Raw genomic sequence first — 24103 nt, 5'->3', positions numbered from 1 at the left:
AGTGTTAAAACAATGAAATTAATAGGCATCGTCGGCTCTAATGCAGACATCTCATATAACCGTCATTTACTTAACTTTATCAAACGTCATTATTCAGATCTGTTTGAACTGGACGTCGTTGAAATCAAGGACATCCCGATGTTCAATCAGGATGACGATCAGACAAACAGCTACCCTATCCAGCAGCTCAATCAGAAGATCTTAGCGGCAGACGGCGTGATCATCGCTACACCGGAGCATAACCACACGATTCCGGCAAGCTTGAAGAGCGTCCTCGAATGGCTGTCGTTCAAGATCCATCCACTTGAAGAAAAACCCGTCATGATCGTCGGTGCCTCTTACTATGATCAGGGCTCTTCACGTGCACAGCTGCATCTGCGTCAGATCCTGGATGCTCCCGGTGTCAATGCTATTGTTATGCCCGGAAATGAATTCCTGCTTGGCAGAGTCAAACAGGCTTTTGACGAAGAATATAATTTAACTGATCAGAACACTGTGGACTTTCTTCAGACCGTGCTCGAGAAATTCCTCTCTTTTGTACGTCTGGTGAATCGTCTGGAAGCGCCGGTTGAAGAACCTTTACCGGAAGAAGATCTGCATGCGTCTCAACCGATCGACACCACTATCGAAGGGGTCGATATGGCTGCAGAAGACTGGGTCGAACAGGCAGCCGAAAAAGTCAATGCAGTTGAAGGGGATACCTATGTAAAACTGAACCGCGGGATCCTGACGGTCGACCAGATCAATACTTTCCTGTCCTCCATGCCGATGGAACTGACCTACGCCGACGAAAACAACCAGTTCCTTTATTACAATTACACCACGGAAGCGGAAGATATGCTTGCTGACCGTGTTCCGGGACAAGTAGGTAATCCGCTGGTCCTCTGTCACCCTGAGAGTGCCCTCAAGAATGTTGGCTGGGTCATCCAGCAGCTCCGTTCAGGTAGACAGGACGTCGTTCGCGTTCACGTACCGACACACGGTCCAGACAAGTTCGTCGTGCACAACTATCAGGCGATGCATGACGCGGAAGGAAACTATAAAGGCATCAATGAATATATCCTTGACTTTAAGCCGATCGTAGACTGGTACCTCAAACAAACCGGTCTGAAACTCGACGGCGATATCGATGCCGCATCCGGAGCCTCTCAGAAAGAGGAAGAAACCGTGGATGCCGGTAGTGGCGCCAGTGTGAAAAGCTAGTCAATAAAGATTTTTAGTTATGTGAGCCTTCGACCTCGAGTCGAAGGCTTTCCTTTTTATATGAACTTCTGGTTGCTAGTGACCACCGGGTTATTGATAATGTATGAGTAGGGAGAAGTGATTTCTGTAGTGCCTGCTCGACGGTTTTTCAGTCTGAGCTGGCTCTATATGGAGCGTTTAGTGCCAGCCCAGATTATGATAGCGGTGAGCGGGCACTATAATGCCCTTGTTCTGACCGCTCGGCGTCAAAAAAATAGTGACCAGTTAAAAGAGGCCCCCTCTTTTGACCTCTCAAAATTTTTTCCTCTTTGAGCTGTCGCTACCTGGCTAATTTACGGTCATCTCACAGCGGAAGCGATTTGAGCAGGCACTATAGCTCTCAGGTACGCCCTTCTCAAAAGAAAAATGACGTCGAGTTGTTACAACTAAAATTCATTGTGACAACTGGAAACTAATAAGAAGCTCACCTGTTACAAAGCTTTTATATATTTGCACAATATCATTCCGTATGGTTTACTTTATGTAAGCAAAAAGATAATGACGAATGGTTTATAGGATTTCCTTGTAATCACACCTTTTAAAATCCTAAATACATTGAATGAGGAAGATACTAATGACTACCCCTTTCGACTTTATCGTTAAAACACCTGCGGGAGAAGATTTCGAGCTGAAGCAATACGAAGGACAGCCTCTGCTTATCGTGAATACTGCCAGCCACTGCGGCTTTGCGCCTCAGTTTGAGGGACTGCAGAAATTATATGACCAGTATAAAGACGACGGGCTTGTTGTGCTCGGTTTTCCCTGCGGTCAGTTCAAGGAGCAGGAATTTGACGACATCGATAAGACGATGGAATTCTGTCAGGTCAACTATAACGTCTCTTTTCCGATGTTCGCGAAAATCGACGTGAACGGCGACAACGCTCATCCCTTATACAAACACTTGAAAAACCAGCAGAAAGGCCTGTTCTCCGATAAGATCAAGTGGAACTTCACTAAATTTTTGGTCGATGAAAACGGTCAGGTCGTTCAGCGCTATGCCCCAGCGAAGAAGCCGGAAGATATCGAACAGGATGTCCAAAAAGTATTGGGGAAACAGTAACGGCATCTCGGTACTCTTCATTCAAACGATTCCGTCAAACAAATCAAAACAGACTCAGCGCATTAATGGGCTGAGTCTGTTTTGATTAATATTATTCATAATGCGACCATGTCGAGTAGATTTCAACTTCTTTAGTATCTTCATTCACTTTATATACAACTCTATGCTGATAATTTGATCTTCTTGAATATCTTCCTTCGTGTTTTGGAAAAAGATTCTCAAATGATTGAGATGGGTAATATGGATCGTCTTTCAATACTGAAACGATTTCCTCAAACTGTTTCCTTAAGTTTGAGGCTTTAAGTTTTTTTAAATCTATTTTAGCTGAGTTCTTTATTTTGATAGTGTAAGTCGACATTACAAATTATCCCAGTCGATATCGTCTACTTCAGTAAAACCACTATCATTTTTTTCACGACTTCTAACTTTATCTAACGTACCCGTCTGCTCTAAATATAATGTTTCCTGTATAGCTTTCCAGTCATCTAGACTAATTAATACAGCATTATTTTCGTTTGTACTACTAATGATTTGAATTTCACTATGGTTCTCATTGACTTCTTTTAATAATTGATAGAATTGTTTCCGAGCTGAAGTGGGGTTTAAAGTTGTCTCCGGCATAACTGATCACCTCTTATCTATATTTACGTACATCATACCGTACGCTTATGATTGCGTCAACAGTTCCGTACTTGCAATAAAATCAATAGAGATGTATCCACATAAGTTATTAACGATCCTATAGATACATAACAAAGAACCAGCACATTGATTATGCTGGTTCTTTGTCTGCATATTCAGATTTATATTATTCTCAAACGACTGGCATCAAGTTTTCTAAATATCTCAAGGTTTCTCTGCTCAACTCTTATACCTTCAGTTCTGCGTCCATACCGAGCAGGTCTTTATTGGCATCCAGTATCGGCTGCACACATTCGCTGATAAACTCATCCACTTGTCCGGAGGCTCTGCCGGTATAGTTTTCTGCCTTCAGCACCTTCATGAGGTCATCTTTTGAAATGTTAAAAGCCTCATCGGAAGCAATGCGGTCGATCAGGTCATTGTCCAGGCCTTCTTCTTTGACCCGTCTGGCCGAGGCCATCGAATGCATGCGGATCTTTTCATGCAGCTCCTGTCTGTCTCCGCCTCGTCTGACGGCTTCCATCAGGATATTCTCCGTTGCCATAAACGGCAGTTCCTGCTCCACATGTGCGGCAATCACTTTCTCATAGACGACTAGATTACTGGAGACATTCTCGTATAAGTTCAGCACGCCGTCCAGTGCCAGAAAAGCTTCGGATACAGACAGCCGTCTGTTGGCTGAATCATCTAATGTACGTTCAAACCACTGTGTCGCAGCCGTTATAGCCGGGTTCAAAGCATTCACGATAACGTGTCTGGACAGAGCACTCATCCGTTCCGAACGCATCGGGTTACGTTTATAGGCCATTGCAGAAGACCCGATCTGTTTCTTGCCGAACGGTTCTTCCACTTCTTTCATTCCCTGAAGCAGTCTCAAGTCGTTACTGAACTTGTAGGCACTTTGAGCAATTTCAGATAACGTGTTCAGAACGATCGAGTCGACTTTTCTTGAATAGGTCTGACCGGTCACTCGATACGTTTCGTTGAAGCCCATTTTCTCAGTGACTTTCTGATCCAGCAGTTTCACTTTCTCTTCATCACCGTCAAAGAGGTTCATGAAGCTGGCCTGAGTGCCGGTGGTGCCTTTGACCCCTCTAAATTTAATAGAGTCCAGCACATAATCCAGTTTTTCCAGATCGATGACCAACTCGTTGATCCAAAGCGTGGCCCGCTTCCCGACCGTCGTCAGCTGCGCCGGCTGATAATGCGTTAAACCAAGTGTCGGAACGTCTTTATACTCTTTCGCGAAGTTGGCCAGTTCACTGATGACATTGATCACTTTTTTTCGCGTCAAAAGCAGCGCTTCTTTCATGACGATCAGGTCCGTATTGTCGCCCACAAAGCAGCTCGTCACGCCCAGATGGATGATGCCTTTTGCATTCGGGCACTGAACACCGTAGGCATGGACATGACTCATCACATCGTGTCTGATTTCCTTTTCCTTCTGTTCGGCAACGTCATAGTTGATGTCATCGGCATGCGCTCTCAGTTCATCAAGCTGTTCTTCTGAAATAGGCAGCCCGAGTTCACTTTCCGCTTCGGCTAACGCTACCCACAATTTGCGCCAGGTCTTGAATTTTTTGTCATTTGAAAAGAGGTAGGACATCTCTTTTGACGCGTATCTCGTTTCCAGTGGTGATGTATATGACTCTCTCATAAGTTCCCCTATCTTTCTCTAGTGATTGACGACTATTAAAAGGTATCTAGTTAAAGACTTTCTCTAGATCTCGTTGACCACGATCGTCTGGTCTCTTTTCGGTCCGACCGAAACGATCGACACTTCCACTCCCGTGAATTCTTCAATGCGTTTCAAATAAATCTTGGCATTTTCCGGCAGTTCATCATACGTTTTAGCCGTCGCCGCTTCTTCCCCCCAGCCTTCGAACGTTTCATAGACCGGTTCGCACGCAGCCAGATCTTCCAGCGAAGCCGGGAAGTAATCGATCACTTGACCGTTAAACTTGTATCCGACACACACCTGAATCTTATCGAGGCCTGCCAGTGTATCGATCTTGGTCACGACCAGATTCGTCAGTCCGGATACACGGGCAGAGGTTTTCAGGATGACCAGATCGAGCCAGCCACAGCGTCGTGGTCTGCCGGTCGTTACCCCGACTTCGCCGCCTTTTTCCTGGATCCATCTGCCAGTTTCATCGGTGAGTTCCGTCGGGAATGGTCCTTCACCGACACGCGTCGTATAGGCCTTGGCCACACCCACAGCACCTTTCAGCATCGTCGGACCGATACCCGTTCCGGTACAGACGCCGCCAGCGATCGTGTTGGACGACGTCACAAAAGGATAGGTCCCGTAATCGATATCCAAAAGCATCCCCTGGGCGCCTTCAAACAGGACTTTCTTGTCGGCTTTGATCTCATCATACAGTCGCACAGACGTATCCTTGACGAATGGGATCAGCCTTTCAGCATAGGCGCTATAAGTTTCATAAACTTCATCAAAGTCCAGCGGTTCCTCATCATATACGCTCACTAATAAATCATTCTTTTTCTTGATATTTTCTTCAAGTTTTCGTTTAAATACATCAGGCTTGATCAAGTCGCACATTCTGATACCTGATCGTTCGGCCTTGTCCGTATAAGCAGGTCCAATGCCTTTGCCGGTGGTGCCGATGGCGTTCTTTCTCAGTTTATCACTGGCTTTGTCCAGCAGACGGTGGTAAGGCAAAATCACATGCGCCCGGTCACTGATCAAAAGTTTTTCCGGCGTCACCGCTACATTCAAGTCTTCCAGATAGCTGATTTCCTTGAAAAGAGCTTCCGGATCGATCACCGTGCCGTTACCTAAAATGTTTAGTTTATCATCATACAATATACCTGAAGGAATCAGGTGGAGCTTGTATTCACTTTCTCCAACGATCACCGTATGACCGGCATTGTTTCCTCCTTGAAAGCGAACGACCAGATCGGCACTTTCTGCCAGAAAATCCGTCATCTTCCCTTTTCCTTCGTCTCCCCATTGTGCACCTAACACGACAAACGTTGACATTCATTGTCCTCCTTAGTAAATCGCTCTATTTATGAGCCTTCACTTATCCTCATTAGCGGTATCAAAAATCACTCACTTTCGATACCAGAACAATGGTATCAGAGGCATGGAGCCCAGGTCAATAAAATATCGCATGAATTTAGTGGTTGAGTGGTTAATGTTCGTGTTTATGGAAATTAGCACGTTTTCAATCTTCCTTATCAAAATCTATTTATAAAAAAACACATCAATGAGTTCTACTCACTGACGTGTTTTAATATTAACATTATATACCTGACCCCAACTTTATACATAGACTAAATCTAGATAACAACTTTAATCTTGTTCACTTATTCGTTTTGTAACACTATCCGCACTTTATGACTGAAAATGTATTAAGCTTCTACCAGCTGTTTCTTTTCTTCTTTCTCTTCCTTAACCTCTACGTTCGGAATGAGTACATAGGCAATGGCAAAGGATACTGTAAGAGAGATGAGCATGCCTAGAATGATAAAGACGAAGTACTCGCCAATGTAGGCTGGAAGACTAAACACGCTGGAAAGAATGTAGCCATAGATTCTTACGCCAAAGAAACTGATAAAGGCAGAGGCAGCAGAGCTTCCGATCGTAGCGGCGATAAAGGCTTTCGCATTTTTAGTCAAGACACCAAAGAGTGCTGGTTCTGTGATGCCCAAGAAGCCGGAAACAACGGCGGAGACAGCGATATTTTTTTTCTTCTTTGGTATTTAATTTGAAATACATCGCTGCTGTGGCACCGGTGATCGATAGATTAGCCATGAACATCATCGGCATCAGCATGTCATATCCCTGATTAGCAAAGTTCTGCAAAGCGATAGGCGTCATTGCATGATGCAGGCCTGTGAATATCGCGATCGGTCTAATTCCCCCTACAACGATCCCTGCCAGAACGGGTGACACATTAAAGAGTCCCTCGATACCATAAGCCAGCATATTCCCCAAGTAGATCCCCATCGGTCCTATTACCACCAGGGTCAGCAAGCCGGCTGCAAACAAGGAAAGCGTCGGTGTAAAGACCGTACGCAGGACTTCGGGAAGACGGTCGTCTATGAAGTTCCGGATGTGACTTAACGCCCAGACTGCGATAATGATCGGAATGACTGTTCCGCCATAGTTAAAGACGGGGACAGGTAAAAAGCCAAACACATTGAATTGAGAGATAACACCTTCCGCGACAGCATTAGTCATTGCCGGCACCTGCAGACTGGCTGCGATCGCAATGGCCAGATACTGATTGGTTTTAAAAATCCGGGCGGATGAAGCGGCTACAAAGAATGGCAGGAAAATAAAGACGCCGCTGGCTATCATGTTGATCACGATATACGTTTGAGATTCTGCACTAATGATCTCCAATGCCTTTAATCCGGACATCAACCCCATGATCATACCTGCTCCAGCTATTGCAGGAACAATGGGCCCAAACACGCCGGATACGATATCCATAAAACCTGAAATCATACTTTTTGATTCTTGTTTATCACGACTGGCCGACTCATTTGTATTCAGCCCTAAAATGGCTGCTGCCGTTTCGTAGTATTCGTTTACATTTGTTCCGATCACGACTTGTAACTGTTCATTGCTATCGGTCGTTCCCACTACCGGCTTTTCAGCCATCAACGCCTCGTGGTCCACCACATTATGATCCTTCAGTTTGAAACGCAGCCGCGTCATACAGTGCCACACGTTCTGAATATTGTCCTGCCCACCCACATTTTCTATGATTCGCTTGACTATCTCCTCATGTCTCATTTTGACTATTCCTCCTATTTTTGTATCGCTTTTGTTTACATGAGTTATCTTATCAGACGGCCCTGCTTTAGTAAACCAGTCCTAAAAATGTGTATAATCCAAATTATCGTTGATTTTAAAGCGTTTTAACGTTTTTTATAAATAATTGGACTGGTATTATACCCTTTACACACACAATGTCAGTCCAAATTGACTTCTTTACTCCGTGCGTGTTCTAATAACATTAAGCTATCTATTCCCGAAAGGACGATTATTTTGAAACCAACGATCATTACAAACATTAAAAGCTACGGTATCAAGCCAGACCGCCATAATCTGGTGGTCGTGGAAGTGGAGACAGATAAAGGCGTGAGCGGCTTCGGCTGTGCGACCTTTCAGTTCCGACCGCTGGCTGTGCAGACTCTGGTCGATGATTACCTGAAGCCTTTACTTGTAGGAAAAGACTCCAACAATATCGAGGACTTATGGCATCTGATGACGGTGAATGCCTACTGGCGCAACGGCCCCGTCATTAATAATGCCATTTCCGGGGTCGATATGGCCTTGTGGGACATCAAAGGAAAACTCTCGGACATGCCTTTATATCAGCTTCTTGGAGGAAAATCCCGTAACAAGGTATCGGCTTACGCACACGCTGCCGGGGATACTCTGGACGAACTTTTTGAACAGATCGATACCCACCTGGCTAACGGCTTTAGCTATATCAGATGCCAGCTGGGCTTTTACGGCGGGACAAATTTAAATGCTGAAACAGAAAACGAGGCCTTGCCCGGCGTCTACTATGACCAAAACACTTATATGGACCGGACGCTTGAAATGTTCGAGGCCATAGAAGCTAAGTACGGTCATTCTTTTCAGATGCTGCACGACGTTCACGAGAGACTGCACCCGAATCAGGCTGTCCAGTTTGCTAAAAAAGTGGAGCCTTTCAATGTTTACTTTTTAGAAGATATCCTGCCACCCGACCAGACAGAATGGCTGAAGCTCGTCCGTACCCAGACAGCGACACCGATCGCGATCGGCGAACTCTTCAACAATCCGATGGAATGGAATGCGCTCATTGCCAGTCATCAGCTGGACTATCTTCGCGTCCATGTTTCCCAGATCGGCGGAATCACACCTGCCCTCAAGCTGGCTCATCTTTGCGATGCCTTTGGTGTCCGGGTCGCCTGGCACACACCGTCTGACATATCACCCATTGGCCTGGCGGTGAATACACACCTCAACATGCACTTGCACAATGCGGCTGTTCAGGAGTCGCTGAATTTGAAAGACAACACGAAACAGCTTTTCAAGCATTCGCCCGAACCGAAACAGGGCCATTTCTATCCCATCGAACGGCCCGGTATCGGGGTTGACTTTGACAAAGAACTGGCCAAAGACTATCCGGTCGTTTACCGATCCCATGACTGGACGCAGAGCCGGTTGCCTGACGGGACATTGTTCACCCCTTGAGACACGCAGATCATAATAATAAAAAAAGAAAGTCATCACTCACGTGTTTTTACGTGACTGATGACTTTCTTTGTTGAACGGCGTGACATAGGTACAGGCATAGTCGATGGCGATGAGTTCACTGTATTCATACACCCGGCCGTCTTTCAAAAGACAGCGGTTCTCGATCTTCATCGCCGGCGTATTTTTCCTGGCCATCAATAATTCGGACTGACTTTTAGTCAATAGTGCCGGACTGTAGCTGGTGATGAAGTGCGAGATCTCATATCCGCATGATTGAACATAGTCCTGAATGGAACCTTCAAGTATTTTTTCATTGAGCTCCGGAAACAGTGACACGGGCAGCTTTGACTTTTCGATCTGCTCGATCTTGAAATCCACGATACGTACCCGCTCGAACGTCCAGATATCTTCTGCTTCACTAAGCTGAAAAATCTGCTTTTCCTCCGGTGTAGCTTTGTGTTTATCCAGATAAAGGACCCTTGACGCGATCCGTTCATAAGGCGTCCGGGTCAAGGTGTTGAAGACCAGTGGACTCGTCTGATAGTGATTCTGCACATACATCCCGGATCCCTGAACCGTCTTGATGATCCCGATCTCCTCCAGCCGCTTGATCGCTTCCTGGATCGTATAGCGGGATACCTGATACCGTTCAGCCAGTTCCCGCTGGTTCGGAAGTTTCTCATCCTTGAAATCCTGCTGGTATATTTTACTCAATAGATCCTGCACGATGAATTCTCTTTTATTCATAGTTTTATATACCCTTCTATATGTTTTTCAAGAAATTTTTTTACAAGACAGCTGATGCGATCAGATTGTCAAACTTCCGGATATCCACGCCTTTTTTCAAATTGATTTTAAGGTGACCGGCGCGTGTCCACAGTTCGACTTCGGCATTGAAGTCCAGCATTTTGCCGGCATTTTCCGTTGACCACATGTTGATTGAAGAATAAGGGATCGAATAAATTTCTACTTTCTTTCCTGTCAACCCCTGCGCATCTCTAATGATGATACGTTTGTTCGTGAACACCGCTGAATCTCTGATCGTTTTATATGCCGCAACGGCCTCTTCCCCCGGAACCAGCATACTGTCAACATCCTTCGGAATATCACATTCTGATATAAAGGTCCACGCCTGTATTGTCTGTAATTCGTTCATTAATAATTCCTCCTAAATATTTTTTTCTGATGTTAAACTTAAAATCAAAAAAGACTTCTCTTTCATTAATTCACTGTTCAATGGACTAAGAGTTTTCTCCCGCTCCGACCTGTTCAAAATAAGGATCCAAATACTCAAGCAGTTCATCAAACCGTTCCGGAAAGGCATTGGATCCTCCGGTTTTAAATTTCTTTCGATTGTCGAATGTGATTTTCAGATCCCACTGGGTCCCGTCCATGATATCTGGGTCAGTGTATTCTTCATCCCATGAAAGGACGAATAGGTCGTTGAACAGCTCATCTTTGATGGCCTGCCATTCGTTGAGGGTGATGCGCAATTTCATTTCGCCGTCTATACTGATACCAATAGGCGGTGTTAAGGTCATGTCCGCAAACCCGTCTCGTTCTTCGATAAGGATAGTCTTAAATCCACCGTGAAAGCCGCCATAGGTAAAGTAAAACGTGTGACAGCCGCTGACCCATTCACTGGATCTCAGCCCAAACGTTTTTTCACACGTCCTGCATACATACTTCCCGCTCTCGTTAGATAAGTCATTCATTTCTACTATCTCACTTCCGCAGTAGGGACACTTTAAGTCATTCGTCATCTGTTTGCCTCATTTCCTTTATTTGAATAGATCCCAGAAAGAGAAGGATGTCTTCTTATAGACTTTGTTGTAGGCAGCTTTTTTAGGATCCTTCAGCCAACCCATGCCTTTCTTGCCGTAACCCGGGATCACTTTTTTCTTTACCGCACGTTTGGCTCTGCCTGTGGTCCGTGCTTTGAAAGACTTTTTGATGCTTGGCTTACGCATGCCGAATTTCATGTCAAATCCACCTTTCCGAATTTTTTATTCTAGTCCTCATGCTCATTGTTTCGCTGATTCCAGCACATCGGTTCTTCCGCTTTCCAGATCGATTCGTTTCAGAGTATGTTCACCGTAGCTTTCTTCTACAGTGAAAAGCACGGCATCTCCCACTTTCGCCAGGCCTTCAACGCTGCTGGAGGCGGATAGAAGTTCCTCGTCTCCACCATCAGTACTCATCATGTAAATGCCCTCTCCCGAATACCCTTCACTTAATGAAGATAAGGCGAACACTACGCCCTGTTCCGTCGGCATATAGGCAGACACATGCGTATCCACCAGCAGTTCCGGGTCACTGTCTTCCCCGATCTCACTTCGGTAGAGCAGAGACTCATCCCCTAGATAATAGTAATACCCGTCCCAGACCATCAGGTTTTCTGCATAGGAATCCAGGACGATTTCCGGGTCTTCCCCGTTGAGATCAAAGCTCTCTACTACCGCCTGCCCCTGCTTTTCATGACTGACCAGAAGTCGATCGTCATGAATCGAAAAGCTGTATGCTCTGATGTCGATCAGCTGTTCGAGATTCTGTCCATTCAAATCCATACGGTAGATGCTGTTATCATCCTGCCAGGTCGAGAAATAGATCCCATTACCGTAAATCTGCATTTCTGACGGGAAACTCAAGGAAAAGAGTGTCGTATGCTCACTTCCGTCTAGTTTCATTCGTTCGATCGTTTCGCCTTTTGTAAAGTAAAGCCATTCACCGACGACATTCAGGTTTCTGATCCCATGACCTCCCTCACGCTGTATGAGGTACTCGGCATTTTCAAACTGCTTGTCTGTCCTGACAAGATCCATATGGTCTTCAACATAGAAAGTATACTCGTCAGTTTCTACGGCATAGCCACCATTCATCGTGTTCTCCAGTGCGTTGCCGCTGACTGTTTCAGAAACGGCTTCGACTTCTTCACTCACACTTGAGAAGGTATTATGACGCAGGACATTCATGCTCCACACCAGGTTGGAGTCCATCAAGACCGGCAGAAGAACGATGAACGCCATATAAATAAACTTGAGCGACGACATACTTTTTCTGGTCCAGAGGCTCTCTTCACCGCGGATATTCTTGGAAAGGATCGTAATGTAATGCTTCGGTCCTTCGATCCTCAGGCTTTCGTCTGCGTAGTAAAGGTCGATCTTGTCGTCAAGGATGAGATTGAACGGCGTATCGAACGTCGGTCTAACAGTCATTTCCGCTTGCCTTTTATCAAGCACTTCAAACCGGCCCTGTTCAATCAGCCTGTCCAGACTGTCAAAGCTCTGGACTTCTTCCTCGATGCACTGATGCCTGTACTTGGCGATCAGCCACCGGAGAAACACCAGGAGATAGAGAACAATAAATATCCAGTGGATCCCGGGCCCCATGCTAAAAACGCTCTGGTAACTCCAGTAAAACAGCAGGGCCAGCGGCAGATAAATCAGGACCGTTCCTCTTACAGCTATATTCAGCCAGTTCTTCACTTCTTTCATCAGTTCTCCTCCAAATGATCAGTCTCTTATTTTATGTATTTTCTGTTACTCTCAGTTTATCAAAAATGCCCTGTCTTTTGACAGCGCTTTTTAAAATAAACCTATATTTTATGCATTTTTCCCAATAGCATGGCATAATACTTTGTGTCATAATCTTAAACATTTAAGACTTCCTTTTCCGTTCGTGGTAAACTTGTGAATAATAATCAAATGAATTTATTCTTCATAAAAGAAAGCAGGTGCATTATGCATACCAAAAAATTGGATCCTTATAAAAAGAAAACAGTAGTCAGCGTACTCTTGATTTTGCTCTTTTCAGTTCCAATGCTGGTCTCTTTGTATCATTATTTGAAGCCAGTTCCTGAAGGACTTTCAACAGAAGGGAAATCACATAAAACGAGTGACTTAGAGTTCCTGTATGACCTGACTTATGAGAATGAAGCAGGTGAAGTCGTGCATGACCAGCAGATTTTTGATAGAGTCTATCGCATGATCGACGAGGCGGAAGACTTTATCGTTCTGGATATGTTCCTCTTCAACGACGACTATGACCATACCGACCCGGATCTGGACTTCCCTCAGTTATCGACTGAACTATCCGACGCCCTGATCGAAAAGAAACAGACGGCACCCGATGTGGATATCGTCTTTATCACCGACCCCATCAACACCTTTTACGGTACATATATGCCCGAGCACATCGCACAGATGACGGACGCTGGGATCAGCATGGTGTTTACTGATTTAGATCCCCTGAGAGATTCCAATCCTGTGTATTCCGGCTTTTCTCGCACGTATCTGGACTGGTTTGACCGTTCCGGATCAAGCTATCTCCCAAATATTCTTCGTCCGCAAGGGCCAGAGGTCGCCGTGCCTTCGTATACGAAACTGCTGCATTTCAAAGCGAACCACCGGAAAACGCTGATGACCGAAGGAGAAGGTCTGATTACTTCCGCCAACCCGCATGATGCCAGCGCCTATCATTCCAATATTGCCTATGTTTTAAAAGGCGACATCTTAAAGGACTTGCTGGCTTCAGAAAGAGCGGTGGCTGAACTGTCCAGTTTCGACACTGAATTGTTTGATTCCTTTGAGGTCCGGGATTTAGGTAGTGAATCAGGTGGTGTGTATAATGTACAGCTTTTGACAGAAAAGAAAATCAAGGTCTCACTTTTGGAATCGATCAGTCAGGCAGATGAAAATGATGCGATCAAAATCGGGATGTTTTATCTCTCAGACAGAGACATCATTGATGCCCTGCTTGAAGCGGACAAGAGAGACGTTTCGATCCAGATGGTTCTCGATATCAATCAGGATGCCTTCGGGAATAAAAAAATCGGCATCCCCAACCGCCCCGTCGCAGATGAACTGACCAAAGGTGACAGTACCATCGCTGTCAGATGGTATAAGTCACACGGCGAACAGTTCCATTCGAAGTTTTACATGCATGAAACAGAGACAGACGTCACGATGATCGGCGGTTCGACCAATTTCACCCGCCGGAACTTGGATGACTATAACCTCGAGACGAATGTGAAGATCACAGGAACAAAAGACCAGGCAGAAATCATGGACATGCTGCAGTACTTTGACCGGATCTGGAACAACGAGGGCGGCACCTATACCGTCGACTACGCCGAGCACGCAGAAGCAACGGCCTGGAAAGACTGGCTCTATCACATTCAGGAATTTACTGGCCTGTCGACGTTCTAGGTGAAAAGAAAGTACGTCCTTTATATGAAACAACTTAGAAACAAATCCTTACTCCAAAGTAATATTAAAAGAATAGACAAAAAGAAGAGTACAACATCCTGACATACGCTTATCGACAAGTAGGTTTTATGAAGTATGCCAAAGTTTTGAAATATCAGTGGTTGCTTTGTACATTAATTTTCTAACATGGTATAATTTATATAGAAAAAGAGGACATGCTCGATACGTGCCCTCAAATGTAGAACCGTTTAAGACGGTAGTAAATTTGATTACTAAAAAATAACCGTTAACTTGCCAAAGTTAAGGACGGTTATTTTTTTGTCATTATTTAGCTTTATCAGCACTTACGCAAACATTAGAATCCATCATTTACTCGTATTGTAAATGACGGACTCTATTTTTATTTTAATTTCTCTATCCGTTTTCGTTCTCTTCTCATATTGTAAAGGTCCTTTCCCAGTAATATCAGGGCAAACAAAGGAATCGTAATCAAGATAATAGCCAGCAGATCCCTTGTCGAACTATAGGATGCAGAAGAGAGTCCCATCACTGTTAAGTGGGCTACGGCATAAGAGATAGACAGTAAAAATGCCGTAAACGACCATTTTACGATTTGTTTATGTCGACGAAACAGTAGAGCGATAATTAAGCTTATTAATCCAAACAGAACAGCTGTCATAAGAAAGTAAGACAGATTCAATCTCGGCAAAGTCACTATTCCTCCATTTGGGATTTCATTGATTCCGTATATCAATCGGTCCTCTGTCCCATCCGTCTGATAATAATAAACCGATGAGACTGTTTCAGCTCCTTCGTTCAAGACAATTGTCCCGATCTCGTCTGACTGGACGTATTCATCCCAAATAGTCGTCCAAGTAGTGAGATGATAAGTCGTGCCAGATCCTCCTTCTGACGCATACTCGTTTATATCAAAGCCTGAGACCTGTTCGTCGAATGCAGCGACGACAGTTCCATCTGTTTGCTCGCTCACTTGGATAATGTCTTCATTGTACGGAAGATAATTTGGGGCAGTTAAAAATGAAAAAAGGATGGCAGAAAACAATAGTGTAAATACAAACGTCAACGCTATCGAAAGTGTCTTTTTCTTTCTTAGTGCAGATTTTATCTTCAGTAAAGGCATAGCGTTATGATCTTCTGGTGCAGGATATGGCTGGTTCAGTTCTTCCAGCAACTTTTGACAGTCCTTACAGTACTCAAGATGGGTTTCCACCAGTTGGACAGAATCCTCACTGAGCATATCTTCCACGTATAATGGAATAAGATCTCTTATGACATGGCAGGATACATTCATTTGTTTTTCCTCATTTCTTCTCTTATTTTTATTTTCGCTCTATAAAAGGTTACACAAGCCCAATTATCCGTTTTACCGAATAGGTCAGCAATTTGTTTGAAGCTTAATTCTCCAAACAACCTCAACGTAAAGACTTCCTTGTAAGGCTCAGAAAGCTGATGAAGAACTTTATGTACATTCATTGCTTCCTCTTTTGAAGCAACGATCTTTTCGATATCTGTTTCAGCTTCTATTTCTCCTATGGAATCAAGTCCCGTCTCCTTCTTTGATTTCCTCAGATGGGAGTAATAGGTATATTTAGCAATCTGAAAAAGCCAGACGTGAATATCGCTCTCCCCTTTAAAACTGTCCAAAGAGTTCAATGCTTTTAAAAACGTTTCAGATGTAATATCTTCTGCCAGATGCTTATCTTTGGTTAAGCTATATACGAAGTAATAGACATCTTTAAAATACAATGCGTATATCTCTTCAAGTTCCACCGCTTTCTCACCTCCTATATATAAGACGCACCAACCATCAAAATCTTACAAACTTTTTATAATAAATCACTAAAGACCTCTATTTTCTCTAAATGAGAATAGAGGTCTTTACTATTTAAGATTGTTTTCTTGTTCGCTATCCTTTACTGAATCACTCAATATAGATGCCGCCAATTTTGTCGCTTTTCAAATCATACCGCTTCATTTCCATCGTTCCAAGACCGCTCGTGGTACGAAACAGGATCGAGTCTCCAACTTTGGTCAGACTGTCCGCATAGTTTGTGGCATAGACGCGTTCACTATGAGAACCGTTATGGTCCGTCTCGTGAATGCCGTGACTCGGATGAATATCATTGTCAGAACTAAGCGTATAAATGACTTTATCTTCTGTCAGTGTATACGTCCCGACTGCTCTGTCTACCAGCACTGTTGTATCCGATGCCTGATTTTCATTGCGTTTATACAATTTTCCGTCAGAGCCAATATAATAATAATAGCCATCATGCCTGACTAAATCTCTCGCTGATTCATTGAGTATCACTTCATTCCCAGTGCCGTCAAGATTCCTGCGTTCGACGACGCTGTCATAACTGACAAACAACTCATCACCGTATACGGCAAGGTCACTGGCTTCGACATCCATCAGCCGCTTGAGATTTTCTCCATTCAGATCCATGCGGTAAACGTTGAAGTGGTCCACCGTGTTGATGAAGTAAATGCCTTCTTCTGTAACATGGACATCCGTGGTATAGCCAAGGTCATACAGGACTTGTTCCTCTGTCCCGTCCGTCTTCATCCGACGCATCGTTTCGTTATTGGTTAAGTAGAGCCAGCCCCCTATGAGATTGATATTCCTGTAGGTATTAAGGTGGTTATTTCTCACAAGCGTCTCTTCAAAATTCAGATCCTTATCTGTTTTGATGACTGAAGAGTCCCCATGAACGTAGAAGATATGATCAGTATCTTCCGCGCCCAAGCCATCATTGTTGATGTTTTCAACTGTAGGTTGGAACTCACCTTCGACTTTTATAGTCTCAGCTTTTTCAGATGCTGCTGCATTGTGCTTCATGACATCCACTTCCCACAAAATACCACTTTCCCGGATAAATGGGAATGGAAAGAATATTAATGAGAATATCAGTCCGAATACTTTTCTGAACTTCCATTTCTTTTCAGGCGATCCTTCGCGAATAGTTTCCGACAAAATCGTCACGTAATGCAGTGGCCCACTGATTGTCGCTGTATCCTCTTTATAGTGGATTTCTACTCTATCATCGATGATCAGACTAAAAGGCAAGTCAAAGGTGGGCCTGGCAATGATCGTATCTCTTCTGCGGTCGATGATTTCCCAGCGGTTCTGATTTAATGTCCGTTCCAGATGTTTGACATCACTGATTTGTTCTTCCTCAAGTCTATGTTTGTATCTCGAATACATCCAGCTCACTACAACACCTAAATATCCAAGGACCGTTAGCCAGTCAAAACGCATCGCTACGCCAAAGACGATCTGGTACAGGAGTGAAAGCAGTAAAACGACTGGCAGGTAAAGAAATAAGGCACTTCGCAGAAGCAGATTAAGATAGTTCAGTATTTTATTCGGCATCCCCGCATCCCTTTCTGTAAGTTTCTCAATATGTATAGGTTTATTTCTTCTATTGTAGCAAAACTCACACCTTCAAGAAAGCGGTTGTTGGCATTAGATTAATATTAATGTTTCACTATAAAATAAAATCCCTCGCGAACAGTTCACTTCATTAAGTCTGAGCTGTCTGCGAGAGATTTTATTAACAATTAATCATCAATGCTATCCGACTCTTTTTCAGCTTTCTGGTTGATTTCACTGATATACCACAGAATCAACAGTATTCCTGCTCCAAAAGACAGATATATAAATAGATTAAATATATCCGGGGTATAAGTTAATGCCTGTATAAATCGGTCTTCACCCCATGAACCACTGTTTACACTTATCAAAGCAGCTGACAAATATTTTGTGCTGTAAAGAATAGCAGACGCTAAAATAAATACACTGCCAATTATTCCTTTAACCATACTTATCTCTCCTCACATAATAATATAGCTGATGTCGCTTCAAAAAATTTAAAATCAGATGAGAACTTTGCTTCTCGATTGTAAATGTTTATATCTAATCTTAAGTTTTAGCACTTTTAGCTTTGAATTGTTCTATACAAACACTTCGAACATAACGGTTGCTGCCACAATGATTATGCCACTTGAAAGCTTAATCTCTTTCTCGTTGAACTTTATTTTCTCAAATAAGTAAAACAAAGATATAATCGTCAATATATATTGAGAACTGTACAATAAGTAATCCTCAGTATGTATAATCCCTCAACTTTTAATCAATAGATTATGAATCAATGTTCGACTGTAATTTTGAAAGTATTATATACCCAACATCTTTTTTGTGTATACCTCAATATGTATATGTTTATTTTTCTCTATTGTAGCAAAACTTACACCGCCAAGAAAGCAATAGTTCCATTATTAATTGTCCCGCCTACTCCATCGAAATTAAGCCAATCAGTAATGTTGTAATTTCACTCACTTACTAGTAGAATGTGAGTATAATTAACTTATAGTGTACTAGGAGGTATTCTTATGAGTGTAAAAGAAAAAAAGCGTATCCAAGTTCAGATCGACAAAAACCTTGCAGAAGAAGCTGATCTCATTTTCAATGAACTCGGTCTGAATCAGACAGCTGTTTTAAATGCCTTTTACAAACGCGTCGTAGCGGACGGCGGACTCCCCTTTGAATTAAAGTTGACAGATAAACAAAAAGCAGCCTTGGATTTATCAAAAGCTGCAGAAGATGTGCCTGTAAAGAAACTAACTACTAAAGAAAACGTCGATGCATGGTTCAAAGATGATGAACAAGACTATTAACCCCAATGATGTAGTAGGACTTTATGTCTCTTATTTAGATGGAACAGGTGGGAAGAGACGTCCAGTACTCATCATCAGTACGTATAAAGAAGAATTAAGCTTTTTTCGCCTGACAAGCCAGTATGAGAGTAAAACATCCAAAATCAGAAAGCAGTATTACCCAATAAAACATTGGAAAGAAGCTGGTCTGAAAAAACCATCTTGGATCGATGTGGGAAGCGTACTGAAAGTGAATAGAACACATTTAGACAGCGTCACAAAAATTGGTGCTCTAGACACTGACGATATCGATGGATTAGCTCAGTTCATCAAGAAAATAGATTACCATAAATAATAACAGTTGATTTAAAGATGACTTTAGATTTGCTCTAGTGTCGTCTTTAAATTTTTCTATATAAATAGTTCGAACATTACGGTTGCTGCCACAATGATCATGCCACTTGAAAGCTTAACCTCTTTCTCGTTAAATTTCATTTTTTCAAGCAAATAAAACAACGATATAATCGTCAATATATACTGAGAACTGTACAAGAAGTAATTATCAGTAGACAAAAATAATCCTGGTAAGCTTTCATAAACGGCTGCTGTGACCGACAATATCGCAAACAAGATAGGTATTCTTAGTTTCATTGTCATGATGAATGCTTCATCTCCTCTACTTAACCACACTAGGTTTCCTGAGTATATTGTACCCTATCAGAAAGTGTATCTTTGCATAGCCTCAACTAAACATCCACGCCAGCCAGCCGATGACCATGCCTAAAATAACCAGCAGCTGAAGGATCAGCGATATCGTGGCTAGTGCTTTGACCCAGGTTGCATATCTGATGATGTCAGAACTCGTTAATATGTATATGGAAAAGACAATGCCAAATACCGGAACGATATATGACAGCATAATGAGCGTGATGACTTTTGCGATGAGCTGCAGTTCGTTGTTATTGCTTCTTTCCACTAGATTTCTCCCCCCTCTTAGTTAATAAAAAACTCACTCATGAAAATTTGTCTCAACTATTGTTGAAGTTATTCCTTTTCGATTCTCCCATATCATGGCAGCGTGAATGATTAATATTATCAGTATAAAGTCGGTACTCAACATCCTTTTGCGCCTCTTTGTAATATATTTTCCAAAATCATCATCATTTATCGGCTCTTTTCTGTTAAATAGATTTGTGAAAACACCCTCTGCTAAATCTTCAGGTATCAGAAATTACTGAAGCATGAGTCAGATACTATTATTGTATACCACCTGATCTGAGAAGTGGTAAAACGGTAGTGTAATCCGACCATTTTATTTTTCGACGTCCATTTTGAAATGTGACGAGTCATTCCAACTAGTGCAGATAGTACGAGGAGCACATCAACGGATACCTGAAAGAGATATTTTGTGTTAAAAGTACACTTGAGCGACACTCAGACGACTTTCATTAGGCGCACTGACGGCAACCCTTCTTTGAGTAATGCTAATGAGGCGTTCATTGGACGTACTCAGGTTGAATTTCGTTTGAGTAATGCTAATGCGGCGTTCATTCGACGTGCTCAGGTTAATTCTGGCTTGAGCAATGCCAATGTGGCGTTCATTCGACGTGCTCAGGTTAATTTCGGTTTGAGCAGTGCCAATGCGGAGTTCATTCGACGTACTCAGCATAATTCCCGTTTGAGCAATGCCAATAAGGCGTTCATTGGACATGCTCAGGTTGATTTCCGTTTGAGTAATGCCAATGGGGCGTTCATTCGACGTGCTCAAGCTAAATCCCGTCTGAGCAATGCCAATGGGGCGGTCATTCGACGTGCTCAGGCTAAATCCCTTTCCTTTTGAGCAATGCCAATGGAGTACTCAATAGACGTACTCATATTAACTCTCGCATTTGTTCTCTACAGATAATTCGAACATAATGGTTGCTGCCACAATGATTATTCCACTTGAAACCTCAAACACTTTCTTCTTAAATCTCATTCTTTCAAAAAATGCAGGTATTAATTTTAGAAAGTATAAATCCCAACAAAGAAGACAAATAAGGAGGCAATAATAACCACAACTCCAGCTTTCTTTCGTTCTTCGTTCATTTCATTTAGTCCTATTGCTAATAACATGACTCCTTGTGACAACATCATATAAGGTATTACCTCAAAATTTTGAAAAATTAGTGCATATACTGCCATAACTCCTGTGATAATCGCAAATGTTTTCTGAAGGGTCTTTAACAATTTGATCACTCTCCGTCTGTCTCTTATATGTATAAAGAATCATTCTCCTATTTTTTTACTCCTCAAAACACCCCTAAGTTTTAACACCACTATATCTGAAAGTCTGATCTACTTTTATTAACAAATAATTATCTTTAAACCTATAGCACTATAGATTGTTAATCGAGTCTAACGCGGATTCACTCCATCTCGTCAAGGATGACTTCGATTCCCGGATCGTTATACTCATGGATCTCAATCTTATTCCTCGTCGTCACTCTTCCGGGCTCACTGTCTGGCCGGATGGCGACGGACTCTTGCACTTCCGTTTCCAGCGTGTACTGGACCAGTACGCCTTCATTATCGACGATTGATTCCAGAACGATCGCTTCATAAGTAAGGCCTTCCTGATAAGCGATATTGTGTTCGACTGACTGAATGATCTGTTCATTAGCGTCTGCATCCTGTAAACGTTCCACCTCATCTTCTAACTCTGACAGGTTTTCTTCTTTCTGCTGCTCCAAGAATTCCTCTGAGTAATTTACAGTGTAAACCACCGTAGCATCTCGTTCTTCTTTAGTGATGTCATCGATCATCGACTCATCGAGGTCTATGTCCAGTAAAGGTTCCAGAGGAGAGCCAAAGTCTTCTTCGGCTTTCACCCATTCAGCATCATTGACCACTTCGCCATCCTGGTCGATATATCTGCCTTCTTCATCGACTCTACCGAAACGTTCATAAGTAGTTGAATCCACAGACGAAAGCTCTGTTTTCGTTGAATCGTCACTGTCAGGTCCTTCCATGACCACGGACGTCTGCCAGTCCATCCCCTCGTCCGTCATCACGAATACACCTTCTGTCTCAGTCTCTACTGCGCTTTCATCTCTTTCTACACTGGTCGTTACGCTGAACCGCCCATTATCCACTTCAGATAAATCTTCACTTGCGTCTTCAATTTCTTCGGCATACTGAGCTGTGTCAGCATTCTCGCAAGCAGCAAGAGAATGTGTTGCAAATACTATACCTACTACGTTTTTTATCACTGTATCCCTCCATAGTTAATTATTGTCTTTTTCTTAATGACTTGATCAGCTCTCCTGTTTCCACTGTTTCCACTGTTTTCACTCTCCTTTTACTTGAATTTTATTTGTCCATCCTTCTCTAATTACGATGGCATAGCTGCGTACCAGATAAAGACACCATAAGCCATGAACATGATCGAGAAGATATAACCGGCTAACAGCAAGCCATCCATTATCCCTATTTCCTTTAACATTATACGGTTTCTGAGATACAAGCTTAGAGAAATCACCGCACCTGTTAACAGGGTGATTTGAACAATGCCTATCGGATAATATCCCGGATAATAGTTCTCCGGCAGAACGACGTACAGGACGTAGACGCCTATAAGCAGAAGGTCTAAAACGCATAGAATCTGGAAGCTTTTTTTAGTGGACATGTTCAATCTCCCTTCTGATTTTGATGGTTAAACGATCACATCAGCAAACAAAATATTCAACACGATTCCCAAACCTACACCAAAAACGATCCAAATAATCTGAACGATCGTGATAGCACGTTTGATATGTACCTCTTTTTCTCTTCCTGAAAAGTAAATAAGTAAAAACAGTCCGGCAGTAATCACACTGACAATAGAACTGGTAAGCAGATTCGTCTGAAGGTTAAGCAGTCTTAGAATAAAGTTAAGCACTGTTCCTATGGCGCTGGAATAGAATATCGCTTCCCATATCTCATTCTTATAGACAAATTCCTCTTTGGACAGCCACTGAGTAGGTAATTTAATAAAGGCGTATTGAATGCTCAAGCCGATCAGGGCACCAATGATCCCACCTATCGAACCAACTATGCCTCCTGCGACAAGTATCCCAGTGTCTTCTCGTGCAGAAAGTCCCGCATCTAGGGTGAGCATCTCGTAAACAGCCACTCCCATTAGAACAACGATAAATATGAGCATTGCTACCTTAGGGAACTCTTTATTTGCTTTTTGTTCTGTTGTCATCTTTCTCCTCCTATTATATGTGTAGAAAATGAATAATTATATATATTTTATTTAGTGTATCACAACTCCCTCTCACTTAAAACACGATTCTTATTTGCTTATTCCTACTAGCAGCTTACCTCGAGTTTATATTTTTAAGAAAAATAAAAAAGCTCCGACGACCTCCATCCTTCGGGTCATTCAGAGCTTAGCCATATTTTTTTAGAATAATTAATCTGCTACAAAGCGTTCGAGGTCAAGAGAACTCTTCAAGTTTCTTAGATACTTCATGGCCTGTGTCCAGTAGATGAATTCTTTTATTCGTGAAACGATATAATCTTCGATGACATCTTTTAAATGCCAGTCAAAGAAGTTGTACTCAGGGAGGAAAATGTCCGACGTCGGCAGTCCGATATCATACTGCAGCAGGACTTCATTGATTTTTTGTTTGGTGTTTTTTCGGTCATTTTCTGAGCCGTAACAGATGACCAGCGCACTTTTATTGTTCAATTCTTCAGAAATACTCGAGAAAAGCTGGCAGTAATCTTTTGGTACCCCACCTGAAAAAGTTGGCACGATAAAGATGTACCCGTCTTTTTTAGCCAGCTGCTGATGCCCTTTGTCTGAAACCATTAACTGCTCGTCGACCGGTACTAGAAAGTCAGTTAAAGCAATCACTTCAAACGTCGTATCATAAGCCCTTCTGCCCACTTTTTTCAGATAAGGAAGTACTTTTTTAGATACGGCGGTACTTTCCTTTTCATTCTCCTTATCGATGAGAACCACACCTATATTATTCACTGCATGAGCTCCTTCCAAATTCTATTGGATCTTAGTTG

26 protein-coding genes and 1 pseudogene are annotated in these 24103 nt (G+C 42.8%); 7 read left to right on the top strand and 20 right to left on the bottom strand.

Features of this window, described 5'->3' with window-relative positions:
- The first annotated feature begins 12 nt into the window (after positions 1-12).
- Complete coding sequence (locus AB4027_RS01910) at positions 13-1203, top strand: NAD(P)H-dependent oxidoreductase (protein ID WP_368645746.1); 1191 nt, start codon at positions 13-15, stop codon at positions 1201-1203.
- Positions 1204-1816: 613 nt separating this feature from the next.
- Positions 1817-2302, top strand: coding sequence for a glutathione peroxidase (locus AB4027_RS01905; protein WP_368645745.1), 486 nt, complete (start codon positions 1817-1819; stop codon positions 2300-2302).
- Between the two features lie 91 nt (positions 2303-2393).
- Here the strand turns inward: AB4027_RS01905 and AB4027_RS01900 are convergent, their stop codons facing one another.
- From AB4027_RS01900 to AB4027_RS01880, 5 genes and pseudogenes are all read right to left on the bottom strand, one after another.
- Complete coding sequence (locus AB4027_RS01900) at positions 2394-2660, bottom strand: Txe/YoeB family addiction module toxin (protein ID WP_368645744.1); 267 nt, start codon at positions 2658-2660, stop codon at positions 2394-2396.
- The gene (locus tag AB4027_RS01895; protein ID WP_368645743.1) at positions 2660-2923 is read right to left on the bottom strand and encodes a type II toxin-antitoxin system Phd/YefM family antitoxin; all 264 of its coding nucleotides are present in this window, start codon (positions 2921-2923) and stop codon (positions 2660-2662) included. Before AB4027_RS01895 ends, AB4027_RS01900 begins: the two co-directional genes overlap by 1 nt.
- A gap of 247 nt (positions 2924-3170) precedes the next feature.
- Complete coding sequence (gene purB / locus AB4027_RS01890; protein ID WP_368645742.1) at positions 3171-4601, bottom strand: adenylosuccinate lyase; 1431 nt, start codon at positions 4599-4601, stop codon at positions 3171-3173.
- 63 nt (positions 4602-4664) lie between these two features.
- On the bottom strand, positions 4665-5948 hold the full coding sequence (locus AB4027_RS01885; RefSeq protein ID WP_368645741.1) for an adenylosuccinate synthase: 1284 nt from the start codon (positions 5946-5948) through the stop codon (positions 4665-4667).
- A gap of 425 nt (positions 5949-6373) precedes the next feature.
- Positions 6374-7715, bottom strand: a pseudogene (locus tag AB4027_RS01880) (PTS transporter subunit EIIC); the annotation flags it as partial.
- A gap of 255 nt (positions 7716-7970) precedes the next feature.
- Between AB4027_RS01880 and AB4027_RS01875 the strand changes: the two are divergent.
- Entirely contained in the window at positions 7971-9170 is a 1200-nt protein-coding gene (locus AB4027_RS01875) for an enolase C-terminal domain-like protein (protein ID WP_368645740.1), read from the top strand.
- A gap of 39 nt (positions 9171-9209) precedes the next feature.
- Here AB4027_RS01875 and AB4027_RS01870 read toward each other — a convergent pair whose 3' ends face one another.
- From AB4027_RS01870 to AB4027_RS01850, 5 genes are all read right to left on the bottom strand, one after another.
- Complete coding sequence (locus AB4027_RS01870) at positions 9210-9920, bottom strand: GntR family transcriptional regulator (RefSeq protein ID WP_368645739.1); 711 nt, start codon at positions 9918-9920, stop codon at positions 9210-9212.
- 40 nt (positions 9921-9960) lie between these two features.
- The gene (locus tag AB4027_RS01865; protein ID WP_368645738.1) at positions 9961-10329 is read right to left on the bottom strand and encodes a PH domain-containing protein; all 369 of its coding nucleotides are present in this window, start codon (positions 10327-10329) and stop codon (positions 9961-9963) included.
- Positions 10330-10414: 85 nt separating this feature from the next.
- Complete coding sequence (locus AB4027_RS01860; RefSeq protein ID WP_368645737.1) at positions 10415-10936, bottom strand: hypothetical protein; 522 nt, start codon at positions 10934-10936, stop codon at positions 10415-10417.
- Positions 10937-10954: 18 nt separating this feature from the next.
- A complete protein-coding gene (locus AB4027_RS01855; protein WP_091528491.1) occupies positions 10955-11155 on the bottom strand; it encodes a hypothetical protein in 201 nt (66 codons plus the stop codon).
- A 42-nt stretch (positions 11156-11197) separates the two neighbouring features.
- Positions 11198-12667: a DUF5050 domain-containing protein gene (locus AB4027_RS01850; protein WP_368645736.1), complete on the bottom strand. Its 1470-nt coding sequence runs from the start codon at positions 12665-12667 to the stop codon at positions 11198-11200.
- Positions 12668-12913: 246 nt separating this feature from the next.
- Here AB4027_RS01850 and AB4027_RS01845 point away from each other — a divergent pair, with 246 nt between their 5' ends.
- Positions 12914-14380: a phospholipase D family protein gene (locus AB4027_RS01845; RefSeq protein ID WP_368645735.1), complete on the top strand. Its 1467-nt coding sequence runs from the start codon at positions 12914-12916 to the stop codon at positions 14378-14380.
- A gap of 400 nt (positions 14381-14780) precedes the next feature.
- Here AB4027_RS01845 and AB4027_RS01840 read toward each other — a convergent pair whose 3' ends face one another.
- The 4 genes from AB4027_RS01840 to AB4027_RS01825 all read right to left on the bottom strand — a co-directional run bounded on the left by AB4027_RS01840 (position 14781) and on the right by AB4027_RS01825 (position 18223).
- A complete protein-coding gene (locus AB4027_RS01840; protein WP_368645734.1) occupies positions 14781-15692 on the bottom strand; it encodes a zf-HC2 domain-containing protein in 912 nt (303 codons plus the stop codon).
- The gene (locus AB4027_RS01835; protein WP_368645733.1) at positions 15689-16171 is read right to left on the bottom strand and encodes an RNA polymerase sigma factor; all 483 of its coding nucleotides are present in this window, start codon (positions 16169-16171) and stop codon (positions 15689-15691) included. The genes AB4027_RS01840 and AB4027_RS01835 overlap by 4 nt, the downstream gene beginning before the upstream one ends.
- A 151-nt stretch (positions 16172-16322) precedes the next feature.
- Entirely contained in the window at positions 16323-17774 is a 1452-nt protein-coding gene (locus tag AB4027_RS01830) for a DUF5050 domain-containing protein (protein ID WP_368645732.1), read from the bottom strand.
- A gap of 188 nt (positions 17775-17962) precedes the next feature.
- Positions 17963-18223: a hypothetical protein gene (locus tag AB4027_RS01825; RefSeq protein WP_091488102.1), complete on the bottom strand. Its 261-nt coding sequence runs from the start codon at positions 18221-18223 to the stop codon at positions 17963-17965.
- Positions 18224-18793: 570 nt separating this feature from the next.
- Here AB4027_RS01825 and AB4027_RS01820 point away from each other — a divergent pair.
- Together AB4027_RS01820 and AB4027_RS01815 are read left to right on the top strand one after the other, a co-directional pair.
- Positions 18794-19078, top strand: a complete 285-nt coding sequence (locus AB4027_RS01820; protein ID WP_368645731.1) for a type II toxin-antitoxin system RelB/DinJ family antitoxin — start codon at positions 18794-18796, stop codon at positions 19076-19078.
- A complete protein-coding gene (locus tag AB4027_RS01815; protein ID WP_368645730.1) occupies positions 19059-19412 on the top strand; it encodes a type II toxin-antitoxin system PemK/MazF family toxin in 354 nt (117 codons plus the stop codon). Before AB4027_RS01820 ends, AB4027_RS01815 begins: the two co-directional genes overlap by 20 nt.
- Positions 19413-19799: 387 nt before the next feature.
- Here the strand turns inward: AB4027_RS01815 and AB4027_RS01810 are convergent, their stop codons facing one another.
- Positions 19800-20033, bottom strand: coding sequence for a hypothetical protein (locus AB4027_RS01810; protein ID WP_368645729.1), 234 nt, complete (start codon positions 20031-20033; stop codon positions 19800-19802).
- Positions 20034-20465: 432 nt separating this feature from the next.
- Here AB4027_RS01810 and AB4027_RS01805 point away from each other — a divergent pair, with 432 nt between their 5' ends.
- The gene (locus AB4027_RS01805; RefSeq protein ID WP_368645728.1) at positions 20466-20897 is read left to right on the top strand and encodes a hypothetical protein; all 432 of its coding nucleotides are present in this window, start codon (positions 20466-20468) and stop codon (positions 20895-20897) included.
- A gap of 164 nt (positions 20898-21061) precedes the next feature.
- On the opposite strand, the gene AB4027_RS01800 is transcribed toward AB4027_RS01805, so the two are convergent.
- The 5 genes from AB4027_RS01800 to AB4027_RS01780 form a co-directional block, all read right to left on the bottom strand.
- Complete coding sequence (locus tag AB4027_RS01800; RefSeq protein WP_368645727.1) at positions 21062-21295, bottom strand: DUF3953 domain-containing protein; 234 nt, start codon at positions 21293-21295, stop codon at positions 21062-21064.
- A 170-nt stretch (positions 21296-21465) separates the two neighbouring features.
- Positions 21466-22308, bottom strand: coding sequence for a hypothetical protein (locus AB4027_RS01795; RefSeq protein WP_368645726.1), 843 nt, complete (start codon positions 22306-22308; stop codon positions 21466-21468).
- A gap of 122 nt (positions 22309-22430) precedes the next feature.
- Positions 22431-22724 (bottom strand): hypothetical protein, encoded by a 294-nt coding sequence (locus tag AB4027_RS01790; protein ID WP_368645725.1) that lies wholly within the window; start codon positions 22722-22724, stop codon positions 22431-22433.
- 27 nt (positions 22725-22751) lie between these two features.
- Entirely contained in the window at positions 22752-23285 is a 534-nt protein-coding gene (locus AB4027_RS01785) for a hypothetical protein (RefSeq protein ID WP_368645724.1), read from the bottom strand.
- Positions 23286-23495: 210 nt separating this feature from the next.
- A complete protein-coding gene (locus tag AB4027_RS01780) occupies positions 23496-24065 on the bottom strand; it encodes a hypothetical protein (protein ID WP_368645723.1) in 570 nt (189 codons plus the stop codon).
- Positions 24066-24103 lie beyond the last annotated feature (38 nt).

The sequence above is a fragment of the Alkalibacterium putridalgicola genome (assembly GCF_040959045.1).
GTDB lineage: Bacteria > Bacillota > Bacilli > Lactobacillales > Carnobacteriaceae_A > Alkalibacterium > Alkalibacterium putridalgicola.
Note: the sequence above shows the minus strand (reverse complement) of the source record. Positions and strands in the feature narration are given on the sequence as shown.